This window comes from uncultured Bacteroides sp., from assembly GCF_902472605.1.
Lineage (GTDB): Bacteria > Bacteroidota > Bacteroidia > Bacteroidales > Bacteroidaceae > Phocaeicola.
This window is the reverse complement of record NZ_CABROP010000019.1, coordinates 17,660-34,265: the sequence shown is the minus strand read 5'-3', so window position 1 is coordinate 34,265 and position 16,606 is coordinate 17,660. Positions and strand designations below refer to the sequence as shown.

The 16,606-nt window shown below is 47.0% G+C and carries 15 protein-coding genes; 12 read left to right on the top strand and 3 right to left on the bottom strand.

Going from position 1 to position 16,606, the window contains the following annotated elements:
- Positions 1-14: 14 nt before the first annotated feature.
- From RDP42_RS06080 to RDP42_RS06060, 5 genes are all read left to right on the top strand, one after another.
- Complete coding sequence (locus RDP42_RS06080) at positions 15-737, top strand: hypothetical protein (protein WP_308762961.1); 723 nt, start codon at positions 15-17, stop codon at positions 735-737.
- 19 nt (positions 738-756) lie between these two features.
- Positions 757-1,914, top strand: a complete 1,158-nt coding sequence (locus RDP42_RS06075; protein WP_308762960.1) for a Rid family hydrolase — start codon at positions 757-759, stop codon at positions 1,912-1,914.
- Between the two features lie 5 nt (positions 1,915-1,919).
- Positions 1,920-4,007, top strand: a complete 2,088-nt coding sequence (ccsA, locus tag RDP42_RS06070; protein ID WP_308762959.1) for a cytochrome c biogenesis protein CcsA — start codon at positions 1,920-1,922, stop codon at positions 4,005-4,007.
- Positions 4,008-4,093: 86 nt separating this feature from the next.
- Entirely contained in the window at positions 4,094-4,663 is a 570-nt protein-coding gene (locus tag RDP42_RS06065) for a DUF308 domain-containing protein (RefSeq protein ID WP_308762958.1), read from the top strand.
- A 117-nt stretch (positions 4,664-4,780) separates the two neighbouring features.
- A complete protein-coding gene (locus RDP42_RS06060; RefSeq protein ID WP_308762957.1) occupies positions 4,781-5,626 on the top strand; it encodes a helix-turn-helix domain-containing protein in 846 nt (281 codons plus the stop codon).
- 75 nt (positions 5,627-5,701) lie between these two features.
- Here RDP42_RS06060 and RDP42_RS06055 read toward each other — a convergent pair whose 3' ends face one another.
- The gene (locus tag RDP42_RS06055; protein ID WP_022353408.1) at positions 5,702-6,778 is read right to left on the bottom strand and encodes a YeiH family protein; all 1,077 of its coding nucleotides are present in this window, start codon (positions 6,776-6,778) and stop codon (positions 5,702-5,704) included.
- A 176-nt stretch (positions 6,779-6,954) separates the two neighbouring features.
- Here RDP42_RS06055 and RDP42_RS06050 point away from each other — a divergent pair, with 176 nt between their 5' ends.
- Positions 6,955-7,623 (top strand): DUF5715 family protein, encoded by a 669-nt coding sequence (locus RDP42_RS06050; protein WP_308762956.1) that lies wholly within the window; start codon positions 6,955-6,957, stop codon positions 7,621-7,623.
- Between the two features lie 11 nt (positions 7,624-7,634).
- A complete protein-coding gene (gene truA, locus RDP42_RS06045; RefSeq protein ID WP_308762955.1) occupies positions 7,635-8,393 on the top strand; it encodes a tRNA pseudouridine(38-40) synthase TruA in 759 nt (252 codons plus the stop codon).
- Here truA and RDP42_RS06040 read toward each other — a convergent pair.
- Positions 8,390-9,157, bottom strand: a complete 768-nt coding sequence (locus tag RDP42_RS06040; protein ID WP_308762954.1) for a TIGR03915 family putative DNA repair protein — start codon at positions 9,155-9,157, stop codon at positions 8,390-8,392. The genes truA and RDP42_RS06040 overlap by 4 nt on opposite strands.
- Positions 9,158-9,276: 119 nt before the next feature.
- Between RDP42_RS06040 and RDP42_RS06035 the strand changes: the two genes are divergently transcribed.
- The gene (locus tag RDP42_RS06035) at positions 9,277-10,359 is read left to right on the top strand and encodes a linear amide C-N hydrolase (RefSeq protein WP_374046930.1); all 1,083 of its coding nucleotides are present in this window, start codon (positions 9,277-9,279) and stop codon (positions 10,357-10,359) included.
- Positions 10,360-10,394: 35 nt separating this feature from the next.
- On the opposite strand, the gene RDP42_RS06030 is transcribed toward RDP42_RS06035, so the two are convergent.
- Positions 10,395-11,684: a putative DNA modification/repair radical SAM protein gene (locus RDP42_RS06030; protein ID WP_308762953.1), complete on the bottom strand. Its 1,290-nt coding sequence runs from the start codon at positions 11,682-11,684 to the stop codon at positions 10,395-10,397.
- A 217-nt stretch (positions 11,685-11,901) separates the two neighbouring features.
- Between RDP42_RS06030 and RDP42_RS06025 the strand changes: the two genes are divergently transcribed.
- The 4 genes from RDP42_RS06025 (at position 11,902) to RDP42_RS06010 (ending at position 16,569) form a co-directional block, all read left to right on the top strand.
- Positions 11,902-13,152, top strand: a complete 1,251-nt coding sequence (locus RDP42_RS06025) for an HlyD family efflux transporter periplasmic adaptor subunit (RefSeq protein WP_308762952.1) — start codon at positions 11,902-11,904, stop codon at positions 13,150-13,152.
- Between the two features lie 51 nt (positions 13,153-13,203).
- The gene (locus RDP42_RS06020; RefSeq protein WP_308762979.1) at positions 13,204-14,517 is read left to right on the top strand and encodes an ABC transporter permease; all 1,314 of its coding nucleotides are present in this window, start codon (positions 13,204-13,206) and stop codon (positions 14,515-14,517) included.
- Between the two features lie 21 nt (positions 14,518-14,538).
- On the top strand, positions 14,539-15,834 hold the full coding sequence (locus RDP42_RS06015; RefSeq protein WP_308762951.1) for an ABC transporter permease: 1,296 nt from the start codon (positions 14,539-14,541) through the stop codon (positions 15,832-15,834).
- Between the two features lie 69 nt (positions 15,835-15,903).
- A complete protein-coding gene (locus RDP42_RS06010; RefSeq protein ID WP_308762978.1) occupies positions 15,904-16,569 on the top strand; it encodes an ABC transporter ATP-binding protein in 666 nt (221 codons plus the stop codon).
- Positions 16,570-16,606: the final 37 nt, after the last annotated feature.

The window sequence follows — 16,606 nt, the reverse complement described above, 5'->3', positions numbered from 1 at the left end:
GAAAGGAAACGGGTATGAAAAAAAATACGTTTCTATGGATACTTTTGGCAGCTGTTTCCGGATGGCTGACTGCTTGTGATGAGGGACGAATCTATGATACCGTTTCTGTAGCAGCGGAAGGAGGACGTACGGTGAAGTTTATCGGAAAGGTATCCGGCATCGAAAGCTGGCCTTCAGGCTATACGGTGGCAGTGGCAGGTTTTGATGCAAAAAGTGAATATGCCTTGACTTCTGCCAATGTGATGCCTTCACAAGCAGAAGAGGATGGGACGATTCAGGTTGTCATGTCAGGAGTGACGGATGAGGTGACACAGGTCGAATTGTGTGTCATCAACCGTATCCGCGAGCGGGTCGTTACTTTTGTCAAGGTAGACTGTTCGGAAGTGACGGCAGATACCATCCGTCTGGAGGTGGGTGAGCAGTCGGTAGGCATGTTTCAAGCCATTCAGGAGCATGTGTTCGATTCTCGGTGTGTAAACTGTCACGGAGGAAGTACATCGGCGGCTGCCGGTCTGTTTTTGACCGAAGGAAAAAGTTACGGGCAACTGGTAGACGTGTTCTCTTCTGTACAGCCAGGCTGGAAGAGGGTAGAGCCGGAAGGCGCTGAGCATAGTTTTCTACACCTGGTGTTGAACGAGAATGGGCATGTACACCACGACCATCAGGATATTCTTTCAGCAGAACCTGTATTATTAAATTTGATAGACGACTGGATAACAGGAGGCGCAAAGCCTTGATAAATAAATTAGATTGATTATGAGCCACAAACAACAACGAATTCACAAGTTACAAGAAAAGACTTTAGTCGAAATTTCATGTTTTAAACAAGAGGAAGGGGTGAAAGAATATCAAGTCATGATTCATGTCATCCTGCCTTCCTTGACATATAAAGAACAATTGGATGCGGTACTCGATACATATTATGCTTTGTTGGAAAACGAATTGAAGGGAGCAGTTGCCGTGTTCAAGCGTTATTTTTTGAGTGATGCGGCTAATCAGGCCGACTGGCTGGCAGCACAAGTACCCGAGAGTGCAACTTGTGCCTGCTCCATAGTAGAGCAGCCGCCTTTGGATGGCAGTAAGATTGCCATGTGGGTATATTTGCAATCGGAGATGCAAAGTGGTTCTCTTGAAAACGGCTTGTTTGAAGTTTCCCATGGCAGTTACCGTCATTTATGGGGCGGAACTGCTTGCAATCGTGCGGCTAATTCGGAGTATCAGACCCGCTTGTTGCTGAATGATTATATTCTACAGCTGATTGCACGGGGAGGACATTTGGCTGATAATTGTATTCGGACTTGGTTTTTCGTGCAAAATATCGATGTGAATTATGCCGGGGTAGTAAAGGCCCGTAATGAGGTCTTTGTCACTCAGGGGCTTACTCCACAGACACATTATATTGCAAGCACCGGTATTTGTGGACGTCATGCTGATGCTGGAGTTTTGGTGCAGATGGATACGTATGCCGTATTGGGGCTTTGTCGGGAACAAATACACTATTTATATGCACGCGATTACTTGAATCCGACTTATGAGTATGGAGTGAGCTTTGAACGTGGAACCTATGTGGATTATGGGGATCGTCGTCAGGTTTTCATCTCTGGTACAGCCAGTATTGATCGGAATGGAGATATTGTTTATCCAGGTGATATTCGCCGGCAGACTGAACGGATGTGGCAAAATGTGGAGGCCTTGCTTGGAGAGGCAGAGATGTCGTTTGAGGATGTCGGACAAATGTTGGTATATCTACGTGATGGGGCAGATTATGTGACGGTACGTGAGATGTTCGACCAGCGTTTTCCAGAAATTCCGAAAGTGATTCTGCTGGCTCCGGTTTGCCGTCCGGGTTGGCTTATTGAAATGGAATGCATGGGTACAAAGGCACAGAAAAACACGCTTTATCCTGATTTTTGAGATCTATGGAAGCACGTGGATGGAAAATAGCTGGAATCTTTCTTTATGTAACCCTGATTGTAGTGTTGGTTACAGCCACTTTGCTGGAGCAAGTATATGGAACTTCTTTTGTGGAAACTCATATTTATCGTTCTTTTTGGTTTTGTAGCTTGTGGGGAACGTTGGCTTGTATCCTGTTGCGGGTGCTGGGAAAGTACCGGATGGGAATGCGTTTCTCCGTTGTGTGGTGGCATGGCTCCCTCCTAGTCATACTGGGAGGGGCCTTGCTTACCTTTTTGACAGGAGAGAAAGGGTATGTACATCTTGAACGAGGAAAGGAGACCAATTTGTTTGTGGCCACTTCTGATCAGGTTTCACGGGAAATACCTTTTCATATTCGTCTGGACAGTTTTAGGGTGGCATATTATCCAGGTACGGAAGCTCCGATGGATTATTTAAGTTATGTGACCTGCCGAGTGAAGGGAGAAGAACGTAAGGAAGTCATTTCAATGAATCATATTCTTTCAGTAGACGGTTATCGTTTCTATCAGTCGTCTTTCGATACAGATTGGTCTGGTAGCTGGTTGAGTGTCAATTATGATCCTTGGGGCATTGCTGTGACCTATGCAGGATATGTATGTTTGCTTTTTTCTGCAGTCTGTTTGCTGGTGAGTCGGAGGGAGACTTTTGGGAACTTGCTGCATCATCCGATTTGGAGAAAGGTAGGCTTGATTTGTGTGCTATGGGGGATATCATTACCAGCTCTGCAGGCTCAGCCTGTGCGTGTGTTGGCACGCCAGGATGCGGAAAAGCTGAAAACACGTCAAGTCATTTATCAGGATCGGGTGGTACCGTTTAATACTTTGGCCCGTGATTTTACGTTGAAGTTATGTGGGAGTTCCTCCTACCAAGGCTTGACTCCGGAACAGGTCGTAGCAAGCTGGTTACTATATCCTGAAGAATGGCAGCATGAACCAATGTTTTACGTGAAGAGTGAAAATCTTCGTCAGATGTTAAAGTTGAAGTCTGATCATGTGGCCTTGGTGGATTTATTCGACGGAAAGAGTTATCGTTTGGAAAAAGTGTGGAATGAATGGCAGAGAAAAAGACAGAGTGGGCTTTTCAAAGGATGGCTGGAACAGCATCAGGCGGAGAAATTGGAGAAAGAGATACGGGAACTGGATGAAAAAGTGGGTATGGTCTTGATGTTGAGAAAGGGTACGCTTATCCGACCTTTGCCGACTGATGGAAGTGTAGAGCCATTGTCATCTCTTCGGGTTCAAGCAGAATTGTGCTACAATGCGATTCCTTTTTCCAAAATCTTGTTTATATGCAACCTTTTTCTGGGATTTGTTGGCTTTTTCTGGTGGTTACGTTTTTATGTGGTAGCTCCTCAAGGCGGCTATAGGCGAAATTGGGTTTATGTTGTGTTGAAGGTTGGGCTTTGGACATCGTGTCTGATAAACTGGGGGGCTTATTTACTTCGATGGTATATTGGAGATCGTATCCCGCTCGGAAATGGGCCGGAGACGATGCTTTTTCTAGCCGGTTGTCTGCTGTTGGGTGCTTGTATCTGGCAACGTCGTTTGGTATTGCTTCTGCCGTCAGGGCTGTTGCTGTCCGGATGGGTATTGTTGGTTGCCTGGTTGGGAGAAAAGAATCCGCAGATTACCCCATTGATGCCAGTGTTGCTTTCTCCTTGGTTGAGTATCCATGTGTCCCTTATCATGATTTCGTATGCATTGTTTGCCTTTATTTGTTTGTGCAGTATCTTGGCTCTTGTGGTGCGGAAACAGGTGGTTCAGATGGAACGTCTTACTTTATGTTGCCGATTGCTGCTTTATCCTGCGGTGCTGTTGTTGGGTGTAGGTATTTTTATTGGGGCTGTCTGGGCCAATGTTTCCTGGGGGAGTTATTGGACATGGGACCCGAAAGAGGTGTGGGCTTTAATTACTTTTCTGGTTTACGGAGCAGCTTTTCATTGGAAGAGTTTTCCTTTGTTTCAACGTCCCGGTGTCTTTCATTTATATTTGATTTTGGCTTTTTCTACGGTATTGATGACGTTTTTTGGAGTGAATTATGTGTTAGGAGGCATGCATAGTTATGCGGGATAGTCTATGGATTATCCTTTTGAACGATTTATTTGTAGATTGATACTTTTTCACTACCTTTGAGTAATGAATTTTAAACAAATGAACGTATGAAATCTTTGAATTATGCCTTTGTCGGTTCCATTTGTGCATTGATTCTCGGAGTCCTGCTTGTGGCATGGCCTGATGTGGCGGTGAATTACTTGGTGATAACCATTGGAGTCTTGTTTCTGCTTCCTGGTCTGATTGGGTTGTTCACCTACTTGGCAGTGTTGAATCGGAGAAAGATAGAAGCGCCTCGTCCGATGTTCCCGATTGTGGCATTGGGGAGTGCTCTTTTGGGAATATGGCTTATTCTCATGCCTGCTTTCTTTGTAGGCGTACTGATGTATGTACTCGGTGTATTGTTGGTGTTGGGAGGAATTAGTCAGCTGGCCAATCTGATTGCAGCTCGTTCATTCATGCCGGTGCCGTTTGGTGTATATGTGGTGCCAGTATTGGTCTTGGCTGCAGGCATTACGGTTTTATTTAATCCGTTTGAAACTGCAGAAATTCCGTTTATCGTGTTGGGGGTATCGTCCATTGTATATGCCCTGATGGACCTTTTCCGATTGATACGTTTCCGCAGGAAAAAAAGCCAAATTGAAGACATAGTCCCGATTGAAGAAATAAAAGATTAATAAAAAGCCGGAATTTGTCCGGCTTTTCTTTTTTTCTTTTTAACGCATTGTATCTCCCTTTGTGTTGGAATCTATTGGTAGAACTTCTATATTTGCCTTGAATAAAAGAGTGATAGAATGAAAAAATTGGAAAAGCTTGATTTGTTGCCTGAAGATCAGAATATGATAGCGGGTATAGACATGACGGGCGGCTTCAGACAGTTGTTTCAGGTTTCTGCTCCTTTTCCGGGATGTCTTTTTCTTTTGTGTCTGAGGGGAAGTTGTCGGGTGAAGATTCACTTGACGCATTATGAAATGAAGGAAGGAGCGCTGGCCATTTTGTTTCCGGGTGTTTTTTTCCAAATTGAAGAACAAAGCACGGATTGCCGGTTCATATTTGTGGCTTTTTCCAGAAAACTGATAGAAGGAGCTAAATTGTTTTCTTATACGGTGGAATATACTCCTTATATATTTGAACGTCCGGTAATAGAAATGCAAAAAGAAAAATTTGAACTGTTCCGTGACAGTCTTCGTCTGTTGATTCGCCGTCAGAAAATACAGGAGGAGATGACGGATATGCAGGTTGGTCTGATTTATACGCAGCTTCTGCTGGCATTGGGCGGGGTATATAAGAAGAGAGGAGAGGATGATTCACCGAGGTATAATCGTAACCAAGAGATTGTGAAGGAGCTGGTTCGAATTATTGTGCAGTATTACAAGACAGAGCGCAATGTGTCTTTTTATGCCGAGAAATTGCATTTGTCTCCTCAGCATTTGAGTACGACGGTGAAGAAAGTGACAGGGAAAACACTGACCGATATTCTTTCTTCCTTTATCATACGCGATGCGCAGGCCAAACTTCGTTCCACGGATATGACCGTACAGGAAATCGCTTATTCGTTGAATTTTTCAGATATTTCCTTTTTCGGGAAGTATTTCAAGCGCTATACGGGTATGTCGCCCAAACAATATCGTAATAAATAGTGGAGTAATAAAAAATGGAGGTAACCGTAAGGATTGCCTCCATTCTTTTTATTGTATGTGGTGTAAGTCTGAAGTTTACGCGAACATCGGAGTGATGTACTGTGTCAGCAGGTAACCGCCTACCAGTAACCAGATGTAGAGCAATCCTGCCAGCAGGAACGGTTTGGCTCCGGCCTGCTTGAATTTCTCCAGACTGGTATCTGTACCCAGTGCTGTCATGGCCATGGTCAGCATGAAGGTATCAATGTATTCAATGGCCCCATTTAATGGAATATCCTTTACTGTTTCAGCCCCGGTCAGGTATTGCAGCAGGGAGTTCACACAGATGATGCCGATGAATCCGAAGGCAAACCAAGGAATGGTAATCTTGCTCTTTTCGGCCTTTCCTTCTGCATTGGTTTTCTTTCTGCCTGCCAGAGCGAAGCTCATGATGACCAGTACCGGAGCCAGCATCATCACACGAATCATTTTGGTAATGGTGGCTGTTCCGGCGATTCCCAAAGTGTCGGTTGGGTCCATAGCGTTTCCAGCACCTGCCACGTGAGCTACTTCATGCAGAGTACTTCCGGTGTAGATGGCTACTCCCGTATTGCCCAGTGCATCCAGCAATCCGGCACGGTACATGATGGGATAGAGGAACATGGAGATGGTACCGAAGATGACGACGGTGGATACGGCAATGGCCGTTTTATGTCCTTCACATTTTACCACCGGTTCAGCACCCAATACGGCTGCCGCTCCACAAATGGCACTACCCGTAGCGGTCATGAGCGAAGTATCCTTGTCCATTTTCATCATTTTTCCCAGCCATACACCTAAGAAGATGGTACCTGCTACGATGACGGTATCTACAATGACCGCCGGAAGTCCTACGGCTGCGACCTGTGTCAGTGTCAGACGGAATCCGTAGAGTACGATACCGGCCCGCAGAATTTGCTTGGTACAGAATTTGATACCGGGGACCCATGTTTCAGGGAGTTTGTTGCGCAAGCTGTTGGCATACAGCATACCCAAAATGATACCGACAATCAGCGGACTGAACGAGAGGCTTTTGACAAAGGGAATTTCGGCAATGTAGAATGCCGCAAAAGAGAATAGTGCAATCAAAAGAATACCGTGTAAGGTATTGGCTCTGTTTCCTTTTTCAAACATATAGACTTGTTTTTATGTGTATAGAATAATTGTTTTCTTGAATTCGGCGCAAAGATAGGTGTTTTTGGTGGAATGTCCTATTCACCTTTTTTTATGTGTGATAACTAAAAGTAATAATGTAGGTTTATAGGTTTTTTGTGTTATCTTTGTCGCGAATTAAAAAGGATAAGGAAGAAATGAAGCTATTACTCAAGTCGTGTCTTGCGGGGGCCTTGCTGGCTGGAATGTGCTTGGCTGGATGCAAGGAGAAAGATATGTCGATGAAAATGAATAATCCGCGTAATATCCGGGGAGTGATCAGTTACAAGCGTTCGTTCGGCGATTTGAACGATGTGCAGCTGGCTACAGCGAAAAAAATCGGAATCCGTCCCATCAGTACCCGTGAAGAAGCGGAAGAAATGAAAGACCGTCTGGTGGAGATTGCGGCTTGTGAGCGTTACGGACTGGATTCACTGACACATTCCATTCCTTATCTGGTGCCTCAGGCCAGTGCCTTGCTGGATACGATTGGGGTTAATTTCTTGGATTCATTGGAGAACAAAGGCTTGAACCCCAATAAAGTGATTGTGACTTCCGTGACACGTACAAAAGACGATGTGAAGCGTCTGCGCCGTACGAATGGTAATGCTTCACTGAATTCCTGCCATTTTTACGGGACTACATTCGATGTGAGCTGGAAGCGTTTTGAAAAAGTGGAAGACCCCGACGGTCGTCCCATGCAGGATGTAAGTGCAGATACCTTGAAACTGGTGTTGTCGGAAGTGCTGCGCGACCTTCGCAAAGCCGACCGCTGTTACGTGAAATATGAGTTGAAACAAGGGTGTTTTCATATTACTGCCCGATAAATCAGAGTGTGATGTTCAGGTATTTCATTTATTTGGCCTACGACGGAACCAATTACCATGGCTGGCAGATACAGCCGAATGGAAGTAGTGTGCAGGAAACGCTGATGAAGGCTTTGCATACCTTTTTGCGGGATGATGCCATTGAAGTGGTCGGTGCCGGGCGTACGGATGCTGGAGTGCATGCCCGTCTGATGGTGGCGCATTTTGACGTGGAAAGAATGCTGGATGAGGCGGTAGTGACGGATAAGTTGAACCGCTTGTTGCCGCCGGACATCTCGGTGTATCGCGTCAGAAGAGTAAATCAGGATGCACATGCTCGTTTTGACGCAACCTATCGCACGTATAAGTATTATGTCACTACGCAGAAGAACCCCTTCAATCGTGCTTATTGCTGGAGGTTGTTCCAGCCGCTGGATTTCGAGAAGATGAACGAAGCGGCCCGGACGTTGTTCGACTATACGGACTTCACCAGTTTCAGCAAGTTGCACACGGATGTCAAGACTAACAACTGCAAGATTATGCAGGCGCATTGGGACCAGGTAAGCGATACGGAATGGGTGTTTACCATTCAGGCCGACCGCTTTTTGAGGAACATGGTGCGGGCCATTGTGGGAACATTGGTGGAAGTGGGACGCGGAAAACTCTCGGTCGAGGGGTTCCGGAAAGTGATTGAAGAGAAAAACCGTTGCAGTGCCGGCACGTCGGTACCGGGACATGCCCTTTTCTTGGTCGATATCGGCTATCCGGACGATTTATTCCCGTTTGCCTAATCTTTTTCTGTAAGGTATTTCCAAAAACGGACCGGCATATCCTTTTTGTGCTTTGCAGGGTTGAGCCGGGACTGGATGCATACACTGTGAAAATAGCTTTTCCATCCCTCTTGGAAAAGTTTTTCGTTTTTATCGAGGAGTTCATCCTGCAGCTTGCCGTGGCGCAAAAAATCGGCTTGTGAATCTTCAAATGTAATTTCATTCACCGCTTTCAGGTCGTAATAGTATCCATACCGGCGGCGGGCATCGTAAATCAGCCATGATTGGTCGGCAAAACGGTTCTGAAAGTGCTGGATGGTCAGCGGATATACATTGTATATCGGTTCCATGATACCGAAATAAGTCTGGTCGGCCGTTTTCTGGAAACGCATGAATTGAAGTACCCGCATCCGTTCGCCTGCCACTTTCTTACTTAACTGATATACTCCGAGTACATCCGGGTCGGCAAAATTCTGTTCAATGGAAGCTGGTGCATCTGTTACTTTCCGTAGGTAGCGGAAAAGCAGCATCGGAGCTTCTGTCGTTTCAGAAAGCCAGCAATAAGTGAGGCAGGAAAGAGCACTCCGGGAAAGTTTCCGTGACAGCAGTTTCCACACCCGTTCCGCTTTGGTCATGTCGGTCACTACCCGATGACATTCGTCATAGAAAAGAGGCAGTGGCTCCTTTTCTGCAAGCAGGAGGTCGGGGAAGGTCCTCCGGAAATAGGCATCGAACAAGGCAGTGAGTAGACCTTCGAATGTGGCATCATATTGAAAAATAATCATGTTTTTAGTGGAAAATTTTCTATCTTTGGAAAAAGCTTTCAGAGAACAAAAGTAGTAAAAAACGTTCAGCCGAAACAATACAAGTTATTTTTTTGTTGTACACTAAAATTGAGTGAATGATGAATTACAAATCTATGCTTTTGGGATTGATGGCCGCAGCGGCCGTCTTTCAGTCGCAGCCTTCGCAGGCTTGTACCGGCATTACTTTGACGGCAAAAGACAGTACGCGTATTCTGGCCCGTACCATTGAATGGGGCGGAAGTGATTTGAACAGTTGCTATGTGGTGGTTCCGCGTGGCTATACCACGCAGTCGTATGTGCCTGGTGGACAGGATGGCATGAAATTTACGGCAAAATACGGATATGTAGGTCTTTCGGTGGAGCAGAAGGAATTTGTAGCCGAAGGGCTGAATGAGAAAGGACTTTCTGCCGGTTTGTTTTATTTCCCGAACTATGGTCAGTATGAGGCTTATAAAGCTGAGTGGAAATCTTCTTCCATTGCCGATTTGCAGCTGGTAGCCTGGGTGTTGGGCAATTGCCAGACCGTGGACGAGGTGAAGGAAAGTTTGAAACAAGTTCATGTGGTGGCTATTGATCCGCGTGCGTCCACTGTACACTGGCGGTTTGCCGATGTATCTGGACGCCAGGTGGTGTTGGAGATTGTGGACGGGCAGCTGCATTTCTATGAAAACGAATTGGGTGTATTGACCAACTCTCCGGGTTTTGAGTGGCAGCTGACCAACTTGAACAATTATGTGAATCTCTATGCCGGCAGTGCACAGCCTCAGGAATTCGGTAAGCTTACCTTGCGCTCTTTTGGGGCAGGAAGTGGTTTCCTGGGAATGCCGGGCGATGTGACGCCTCCTTCCCGTTTCGTGCGGGCTGCTTTTTATCAGACTACGGCTCCCCAGCAGGAAAATGCTCATCAGACGGTGCTTCAGGGATTTCAGATTCTGAACAATTTTGATATTCCGGTAGGTATTGAGTTTCAGGGAGGAAAGATTCCGGCCAATATTCCGAGTGCTACCCAGTGGACTTCGGCTACGGACATGCGCCATCGGATGATTTATTTCCGCACGATGTACAATGCATCTATCCGCAGCATTGACTTGAATAAGATTGATTTCCAGCGTGTCAAATACAGAGCGGTACCGTTGGATACCGTAAAGGAACAACCTGTGACGGAAGTATCCATCCGTTGAGGATACGGAATGAAAAAATAAGGCAGAAGCTGCTTTCACTTGTGTGTGGGGGCAGCTTCTTCTGTTTCTGCAAAGTCAAAACTCAACTGCCGTTCGTCTGTCTTTTTACGGGGAGTAGGAAGCAATAGTCTCCGTACACCGGCAGCCCCCAGTTCGTGGATAGTCTTGTCGGGCAGTTCATTGCAGGTGATGAAGTATTTGGCCTTTTTCATCACAGCCCCCATCTTTTTCAGTTCATAGAAGCCGATGCGTGAGAAGCGGCGGGAAGCCACAATCAGGCGGGCGGATTTCACTCCGATGCCTGGCACACGCAGGATGGCTTCGTAATCGGCGGTCTGGATGTTCACGGGGAAAAACTCCGGATGGCGAAGAGCCCAGGCCAGTTTTGGGTCGATGTCCAAATCCAGGTTGGGAGTCTGGTCGTCCACTATCTCGTCCACCTTGAACTGGTAGAAGCGTAGCAGCCAGTCGGCCTGATAGAGTCGGTTCTCCCGGACCAGAGGCGGTTGTTTTAAGGTCGGCAGGCGCTTGTCATAGGTGTTGACCGAAATGTAGCCTGAATAATACACGCGTTTCATGGTGGGCTGTTCATAGAGCGAGGAAGAAACTCGCAAGATGTCCTTGTCGGTTTCAGGAGTGGCCCCGACAATCATCTGCGTGCTTTGTCCGCCGGGGGCGAAACGAGGCACATGACGGTAACGTTTCCGGTCCTCCTGGTGCGTCAGGATACCTTGCTGGATGTATTTCATGGGGAGATACACACTCTGGTGGTCTTTCTCCGGGGCCAGCAGCTTTAAATTCTTTTCGGTCGGGATTTCCAGGTTGACACTGAGACGGTCGGCATATAATCCGGCCTCCTGTACCAGTTCCTCACTGGCGCCGGGGATGCTTTTCAGGTGGATATAGCCGTTGAAACGGTGCACCAACCGTAAGTCTTTGGCCACTCGGACCAAACGCTCCATGGTGTAGTCGGGATTGCGCACCACTCCTGAGCTGAGGAACAGTCCCTCGATGTAGTTTCTGCGATAAAATTCCATGGTCAGTTCTACCAGTTCCGTCACGGAAAGCGTGGCTCGCGGAATGTCGTTGCTCACCCGGTTGATGCAGTAGGCGCAATCGTAAATGCAGTAGTTGGTCAGCATGATTTTGAGCAGGGAGATACAGCGTCCGTCCTCCGAAAAGCTGTGACAGATGCCCCATCCGCCCACGGTATTTCCCACCCCTCCTTTGGTATTCTTGCGGGAAGTACCACTGGAAGCGCACGACACATCGTATTTGGCGGATTCCGTCAGTATCTTTAGTTTTTGTATTACCTGCTCGTTCATCGTTCTTTTCCTTTCAAAATTTAAAGGTAGAGAGAGTTTCCGAAATGTGCAACGGTTGGGTAGGATTTCTCGTAAAAAACGGACGGTCTGTGTTTAAAACCGAACGGAGTGTTCGATATCGGACACTCTTCAAAAATTGAATAGTGTTGGGAATCAATGGATTATAAATCTGGCATGGATGTTGTTTGGAAAAATGCGTGATGAGATAGGTAAAGATATGGATAGAGAAATATCAAAAGAAGTACGAAAAAGGTTGCGCAATAAAAGACTCATGCAATATGGAGGTATCGGAGTCGGATGCGTGGTAGTGTTGATTCTGCTGTTTTCATGGATGCGCAGCAGTGTGAAAGAAAGCAATCTGGTTTTTTCGGAAGTGACCCGGGGAACGATTGAAGTAAGTGTGAGCGCGTCGGGTAAGGTCGTACCTGCCTTTGAAGAAATCATCAATACGCCGATTAATTCGCGTATTGTGGAGGTATATGGAAAAGGAGGAGACAGTGTGGAGGTAGGCACACCGTTGTTGAAACTGGATTTGCAGAGCACTGAGACCGGCTATCAGAAATTACAGGATGAAGACCAAATGAAGCGTTATCAGCTGGATCAGGTGAAAATCAACAATCAAACGTATCTCAGTAATCTGGAGATGAAAGTAAAGGTGTCGGCCATGAAACTGAACCGGATGAAGGCGGAGTTGCGGAATGAACAATATCTTGACAGCCTGGGTTCGGGTACGACTGACCGGGTGCGTCAGGCGGAACTGAATTTCCAGACGGGAAAGCTGGAACTGGAACAGCTTCGTCAGCAGCTGGCCAACGAACGGCAGGTGAAAGCGGCCGATTTGAGAGTGAAGGAGCTGGAATATGAGATTTTCCGTAAGGAGATGGCGGAAATGAAGCGGACCTTGGAGGATGCACAGATACGGTCACCGCGAAAAGCCATTCTTACCTATATCAACGATCAGGTGGGGGCACAGGTGACGGAAGGAACCCGACTGGCGGTCATTTCAGACCTGAGTCATTTTAAAGTGGAAGCCGAAATTGCCGATACTTATGCAGACCAGGTCGTGGCAGGCGGACGGGCCATTGTGAAGATAGGCAATGAAAAACTGGAAGGACAAATCAGCAGTGTGACGCCTTTATCTAAAAATGGCGTGATTTCCTTTATTGTACAGCTGGCCAATGACCATTATCGCCGGTTGCGCTCGGGACTGAAAGTGGATGTGTATGTGATGAATTCCGTGAAAGAGGATGTACTGCGAATCGATAATGCCAGTTATTATGTGGGAAAGGGAGAATATGCACTTTTTGTGCGAGATGGAAAAGATGAACTGGTCCAGCGGAAAGTGCAGTTGGGAGATTCCAATTTTGAATACGTGGAGGTTATTTCCGGGCTCCAGCCGGGTGACCAAGTGGTAGTCAGTGACATGAAGGATTTTCAGAACAAGCGGAAGGTAAGCTTGAAACATTAATAGATGACAAGGAATATACAAGATTAAAATGAGAGTGAGATTTTTATGAGAATGCAAAGAACTTATTTGACACAGGCTTTTACGCTACTGAAGCAGAACCGTCTGTTCAGTATGCTCTACATTGTCGGCACAGGACTGGCCATTGCCATGACCGTGATAGTGGCGGTAGTTTATTACGTGAAATTGGCCCCTATTTATCCGGAAGAGAATCGGAAAAACACGTTGTATCTGACTCATGTCAGTTTCAAATCGGAACAGGAATCAAGAACCTATCAGTCCGCTTTGTCGTATCGGGCTTTACAGGAATGGATTTATCCGCTAAAGAATGTGGTAGCGGTTTCTGCGCGTTTCAGCAATGCGATGGACTATTATGTACAGCCTGCCGATCGGAGCGGGGATTTCCGTCCGGCATTGAAACTGGTAGACCCGGCTTTCTTCCGTATCTATGCGTTGCAATTTCTGGAGGGGCATCCATTCACGGAGGCCGATTTGGCAAGTGGTATTCATACGGCTGTGATTTCCGATGACCTTGCTCGTCGTTTGTTTGGTGCGACAGAAGGCGTGGTGGGACGTTCGTTTTCCATGGATTATGTGAATTATCACGTATGTGGGGTGGTACGTGGAGCGAGTTTCTTGACCCGCCAGTCGTATGCACAGGTTTATGTACCTTATTCCATTGCATCAAATTACAAGGACCCCGTTGTCTCCAGCTTCCCCTATTGTGGTCTGTTTGACGTGACTTTTTTAGTGAAAGACAATGCACAAGCAAAGGCTTTACGGGCTGAAATCAAGGACTTGACCAGAAGAGTGAACGCACAATATAAAGGGCAGTGGCAGATGGAATTGTGGGAACAGCCTACTTCGCATGCACTCAGTGTGTTTAAAGAGTATCCGGCGGATACGAGTTTCAGCTCTTGGAAGGTGGCAGGTCGGCTGACGCTGTGGGTACTGGTACTTCTGCTCGTGCCTTCACTGAATCTGAACGGACTGATAGCCAGTCGTATGGAGAGTCGTTTGCCGGAGATGGGTGTTCGTAAGTCTTTTGGAGCCAGTCGGAGTGCCTTGCTGTCGCAGGTGATGTGGGAGAATTTTTTCCTTACATTAGTGGGAGGTCTGCTGGGCTTGCTGGTGGCATGGATCATGCTTTATGTGGGGCGTGAATGGATTTTTATCTTGTTTGATTCCTGGCCGATGGATATTCCGGAAGGAGCCAATCTGTATGTGTCAGGTGAGATGCTGTTTGCTCCGGTCGTGTTTCTTATCGCCTTTTTATTGTGTCTGGTGCTGAATTTGCTCTCCGCTTTGTGGCCGGCATGGATGTCGTTGCGCAAGCCGATTGTGTATTCATTGTATGAAAAAAGATAATCCGAAAAATACTGAGTGGATATGTGGAAATTGATTATAAAAAATCTTTGGAGCCGTCGCCGTCGTAACGGATGGCTGCTGGCTGAACTGATATTGGTGGCCATTCTTTCCTGGGCCATTTTCGATCCCGTGATGGTAGTGACTTATGAGCGACATCTTCCGTTGGGATACGATGCAGACCGCCTGTGTATGGTATCTGTGGCTATGCTTCCTCCGGAGGCTCCTGGGTATGAGCCGCAAGCGGCCGATTCGGCTTCGTTGATGCAGGCGTATTTGAATTTAGTGGACCGTGCCCGGCAGTATCCTGGGGTGGAACAGGCCGCTCCGGTACTTTCTTTTGTATATCCGGGTGCGATGGGAAGTGGAACTTCCGACTTTGTAGCAGAAGGTGATTCGGTCGTTCATTCGGCTCTCTATATCGAATTTTTACCTCATACCCATTTTTTTGAAACCTACGGTTTCCAATCTGGGGAGGGGAGTATGAGTGCAGCCCGGCTGTCGGATTTGGACAATGGGTACTATTATATCATGACGGAAGATTTGCTGGAAGAAATGTTTCATACACATACGTACCGGAATCAGCGTTACTGGGAGGTGAATGGTACAGACACGTTTTATACGGCAGTGAAGGGGACAGTGAAAGCATGCAAGTATCTGAGTGACTGGCATCCCGTACCGATGGTGTTCATGCCGCAGCAGAATCCGGATATACGTTCCAATCTGGACGATATGAGGATGGTCATTCGTTTGAAAGAGGGAGTCAGCATGGAACGCTTCTTGCACGATTTCCACCCTTGGATGCTTCGCCAGCTACGTGCCGGGAATCTTTATGCCCGTGAATTGCAGTCGTACGATGAAATCAATGCGGCCCGTGAATTCAGTGATTCTACGGCGCTTTATCGTCGTAACTTGAGCATTGCACTGTTTTTCCTAATCAATCTCTGTCTGGGGGTGATTGGTACTTTCTGGATGCAGACTCGTACCCGTCGGGAAGAGGTAGGCGTGATGCTTTCTTATGGAGCGACACCGCATCGCATTCGTCTGATGCTCTTGGGAGAAGGTACGGTACTGACTACGCTGGCTACTTTCATCGGCTGTTTTATTTATCTGCAATATGCGTTTAGTGAAGGGCTGAATAAGGGAAATTCCTGGATGCCGGCGGTGATTCCCAGTTGGGTGGACAATTTTGGACTGCACTTCTTCCTTATATCGCTGGTGGTATACGTCATTCTGCTGTTAGTGGTGTGGATAGGTATTTATATCCCGGCTCGTCGGATAAGCGCCATTTCGCCTACGGAAGCCTTGCGGGATGAATAAAAAGAATGTGGAAAGATTTGTTTGACTGCGAAGCAAAATGATAAACTTTTAAACAAGATGAGTATGAATATGATAGAATTAACCGGAATCAATAAGATTTACCGGACCAATGAGATAGAGACACAGGCATTGGAAAATGTGAACCTGACGGTAGAAAAAGGAGAATTCCTCAGTATCATGGGACCTTCCGGATGTGGAAAATCTACTTTGCTGAACATCATGGGACTGCTGGATGCGCCTACCAGCGGTACCATACAGATTGCAGGAGTAAAGATAGGAGGAATGAAAGACAAGGAACTGGCTGCTTTCCGTAACCGGAACTTGGGATTCGTGTTCCAGTCATTCCACCTGATAAATTCCTTGAATGTGCTGGATAATGTGGAGGTACCTTTACTTTATCGCGATGTTTCTGCGAAGGAACGCCGGCAGCGGGCTGAGGAAGTGTTGCAGAAGGTGGGGCTGAGTCATCGTATGCATCACATGCCGTCGCAGCTTTCCGGAGGACAATGCCAGCGTGTGGCCATTGCCCGGGCCATTGTGGGAAATCCGGAAATCGTGCTGGCCGACGAACCGACCGGTAACTTGGATTCCAAGATGGGAGCGGAAATTATGGAGCTGCTGCACAAGCTGAACCAGGAAGACGGGCGTACGGTGGTGATGGTGACTCACAATGAGGAGCAGGCCAAACAGACCTCGCGCATCGTACGCTTCTTTGATGGCCGTCAGGTAGGATAAGGCGGATGGCTGGTTGGAAAAATTGAGGTGAGGAACA

Excerpts from the sequence above, each read along its gene's own strand:
- RDP42_RS06040 (WP_308762954.1), bottom strand. The coding sequence starts at position 9,157 with ATGATTATTTTTCAATATGATGCCACATTCGAAGGTCTACTCACTGCC.
- RDP42_RS06050 (WP_308762956.1), top strand. The coding sequence starts at position 6,955 with ATGAAGCTATTACTCAAGTCGTGTCTTGCGGGGGCCTTGCTGGCTGGA.
- RDP42_RS06020 (WP_308762979.1), top strand. The coding sequence starts at position 13,204 with ATGCAAAGAACTTATTTGACACAGGCTTTTACGCTACTGAAGCAGAAC.
- RDP42_RS06010 (WP_308762978.1), top strand. The coding sequence starts at position 15,904 with ATGATAGAATTAACCGGAATCAATAAGATTTACCGGACCAATGAGATA.
- ccsA (WP_308762959.1), top strand. The coding sequence starts at position 1,920 with ATGGAAGCACGTGGATGGAAAATAGCTGGAATCTTTCTTTATGTAACC.
- RDP42_RS06025 (WP_308762952.1), top strand. The coding sequence starts at position 11,902 with ATGGATAGAGAAATATCAAAAGAAGTACGAAAAAGGTTGCGCAATAAA.
- RDP42_RS06075 (WP_308762960.1), top strand. The coding sequence starts at position 757 with ATGAGCCACAAACAACAACGAATTCACAAGTTACAAGAAAAGACTTTA.
- RDP42_RS06035 (WP_374046930.1), top strand. The coding sequence starts at position 9,277 with ATGAATTACAAATCTATGCTTTTGGGATTGATGGCCGCAGCGGCCGTC.
- RDP42_RS06080 (WP_308762961.1), top strand. The coding sequence starts at position 15 with ATGAAAAAAAATACGTTTCTATGGATACTTTTGGCAGCTGTTTCCGGA.
- RDP42_RS06065 (WP_308762958.1), top strand. The coding sequence starts at position 4,094 with ATGAAATCTTTGAATTATGCCTTTGTCGGTTCCATTTGTGCATTGATT.
- truA (WP_308762955.1), top strand. The coding sequence starts at position 7,635 with ATGTTCAGGTATTTCATTTATTTGGCCTACGACGGAACCAATTACCAT.
- RDP42_RS06055 (WP_022353408.1), bottom strand. The coding sequence starts at position 6,778 with ATGTTTGAAAAAGGAAACAGAGCCAATACCTTACACGGTATTCTTTTG.
- RDP42_RS06030 (WP_308762953.1), bottom strand. The coding sequence starts at position 11,684 with ATGAACGAGCAGGTAATACAAAAACTAAAGATACTGACGGAATCCGCC.
- RDP42_RS06015 (WP_308762951.1), top strand. The coding sequence starts at position 14,539 with ATGTGGAAATTGATTATAAAAAATCTTTGGAGCCGTCGCCGTCGTAAC.
- RDP42_RS06060 (WP_308762957.1), top strand. The coding sequence starts at position 4,781 with ATGAAAAAATTGGAAAAGCTTGATTTGTTGCCTGAAGATCAGAATATG.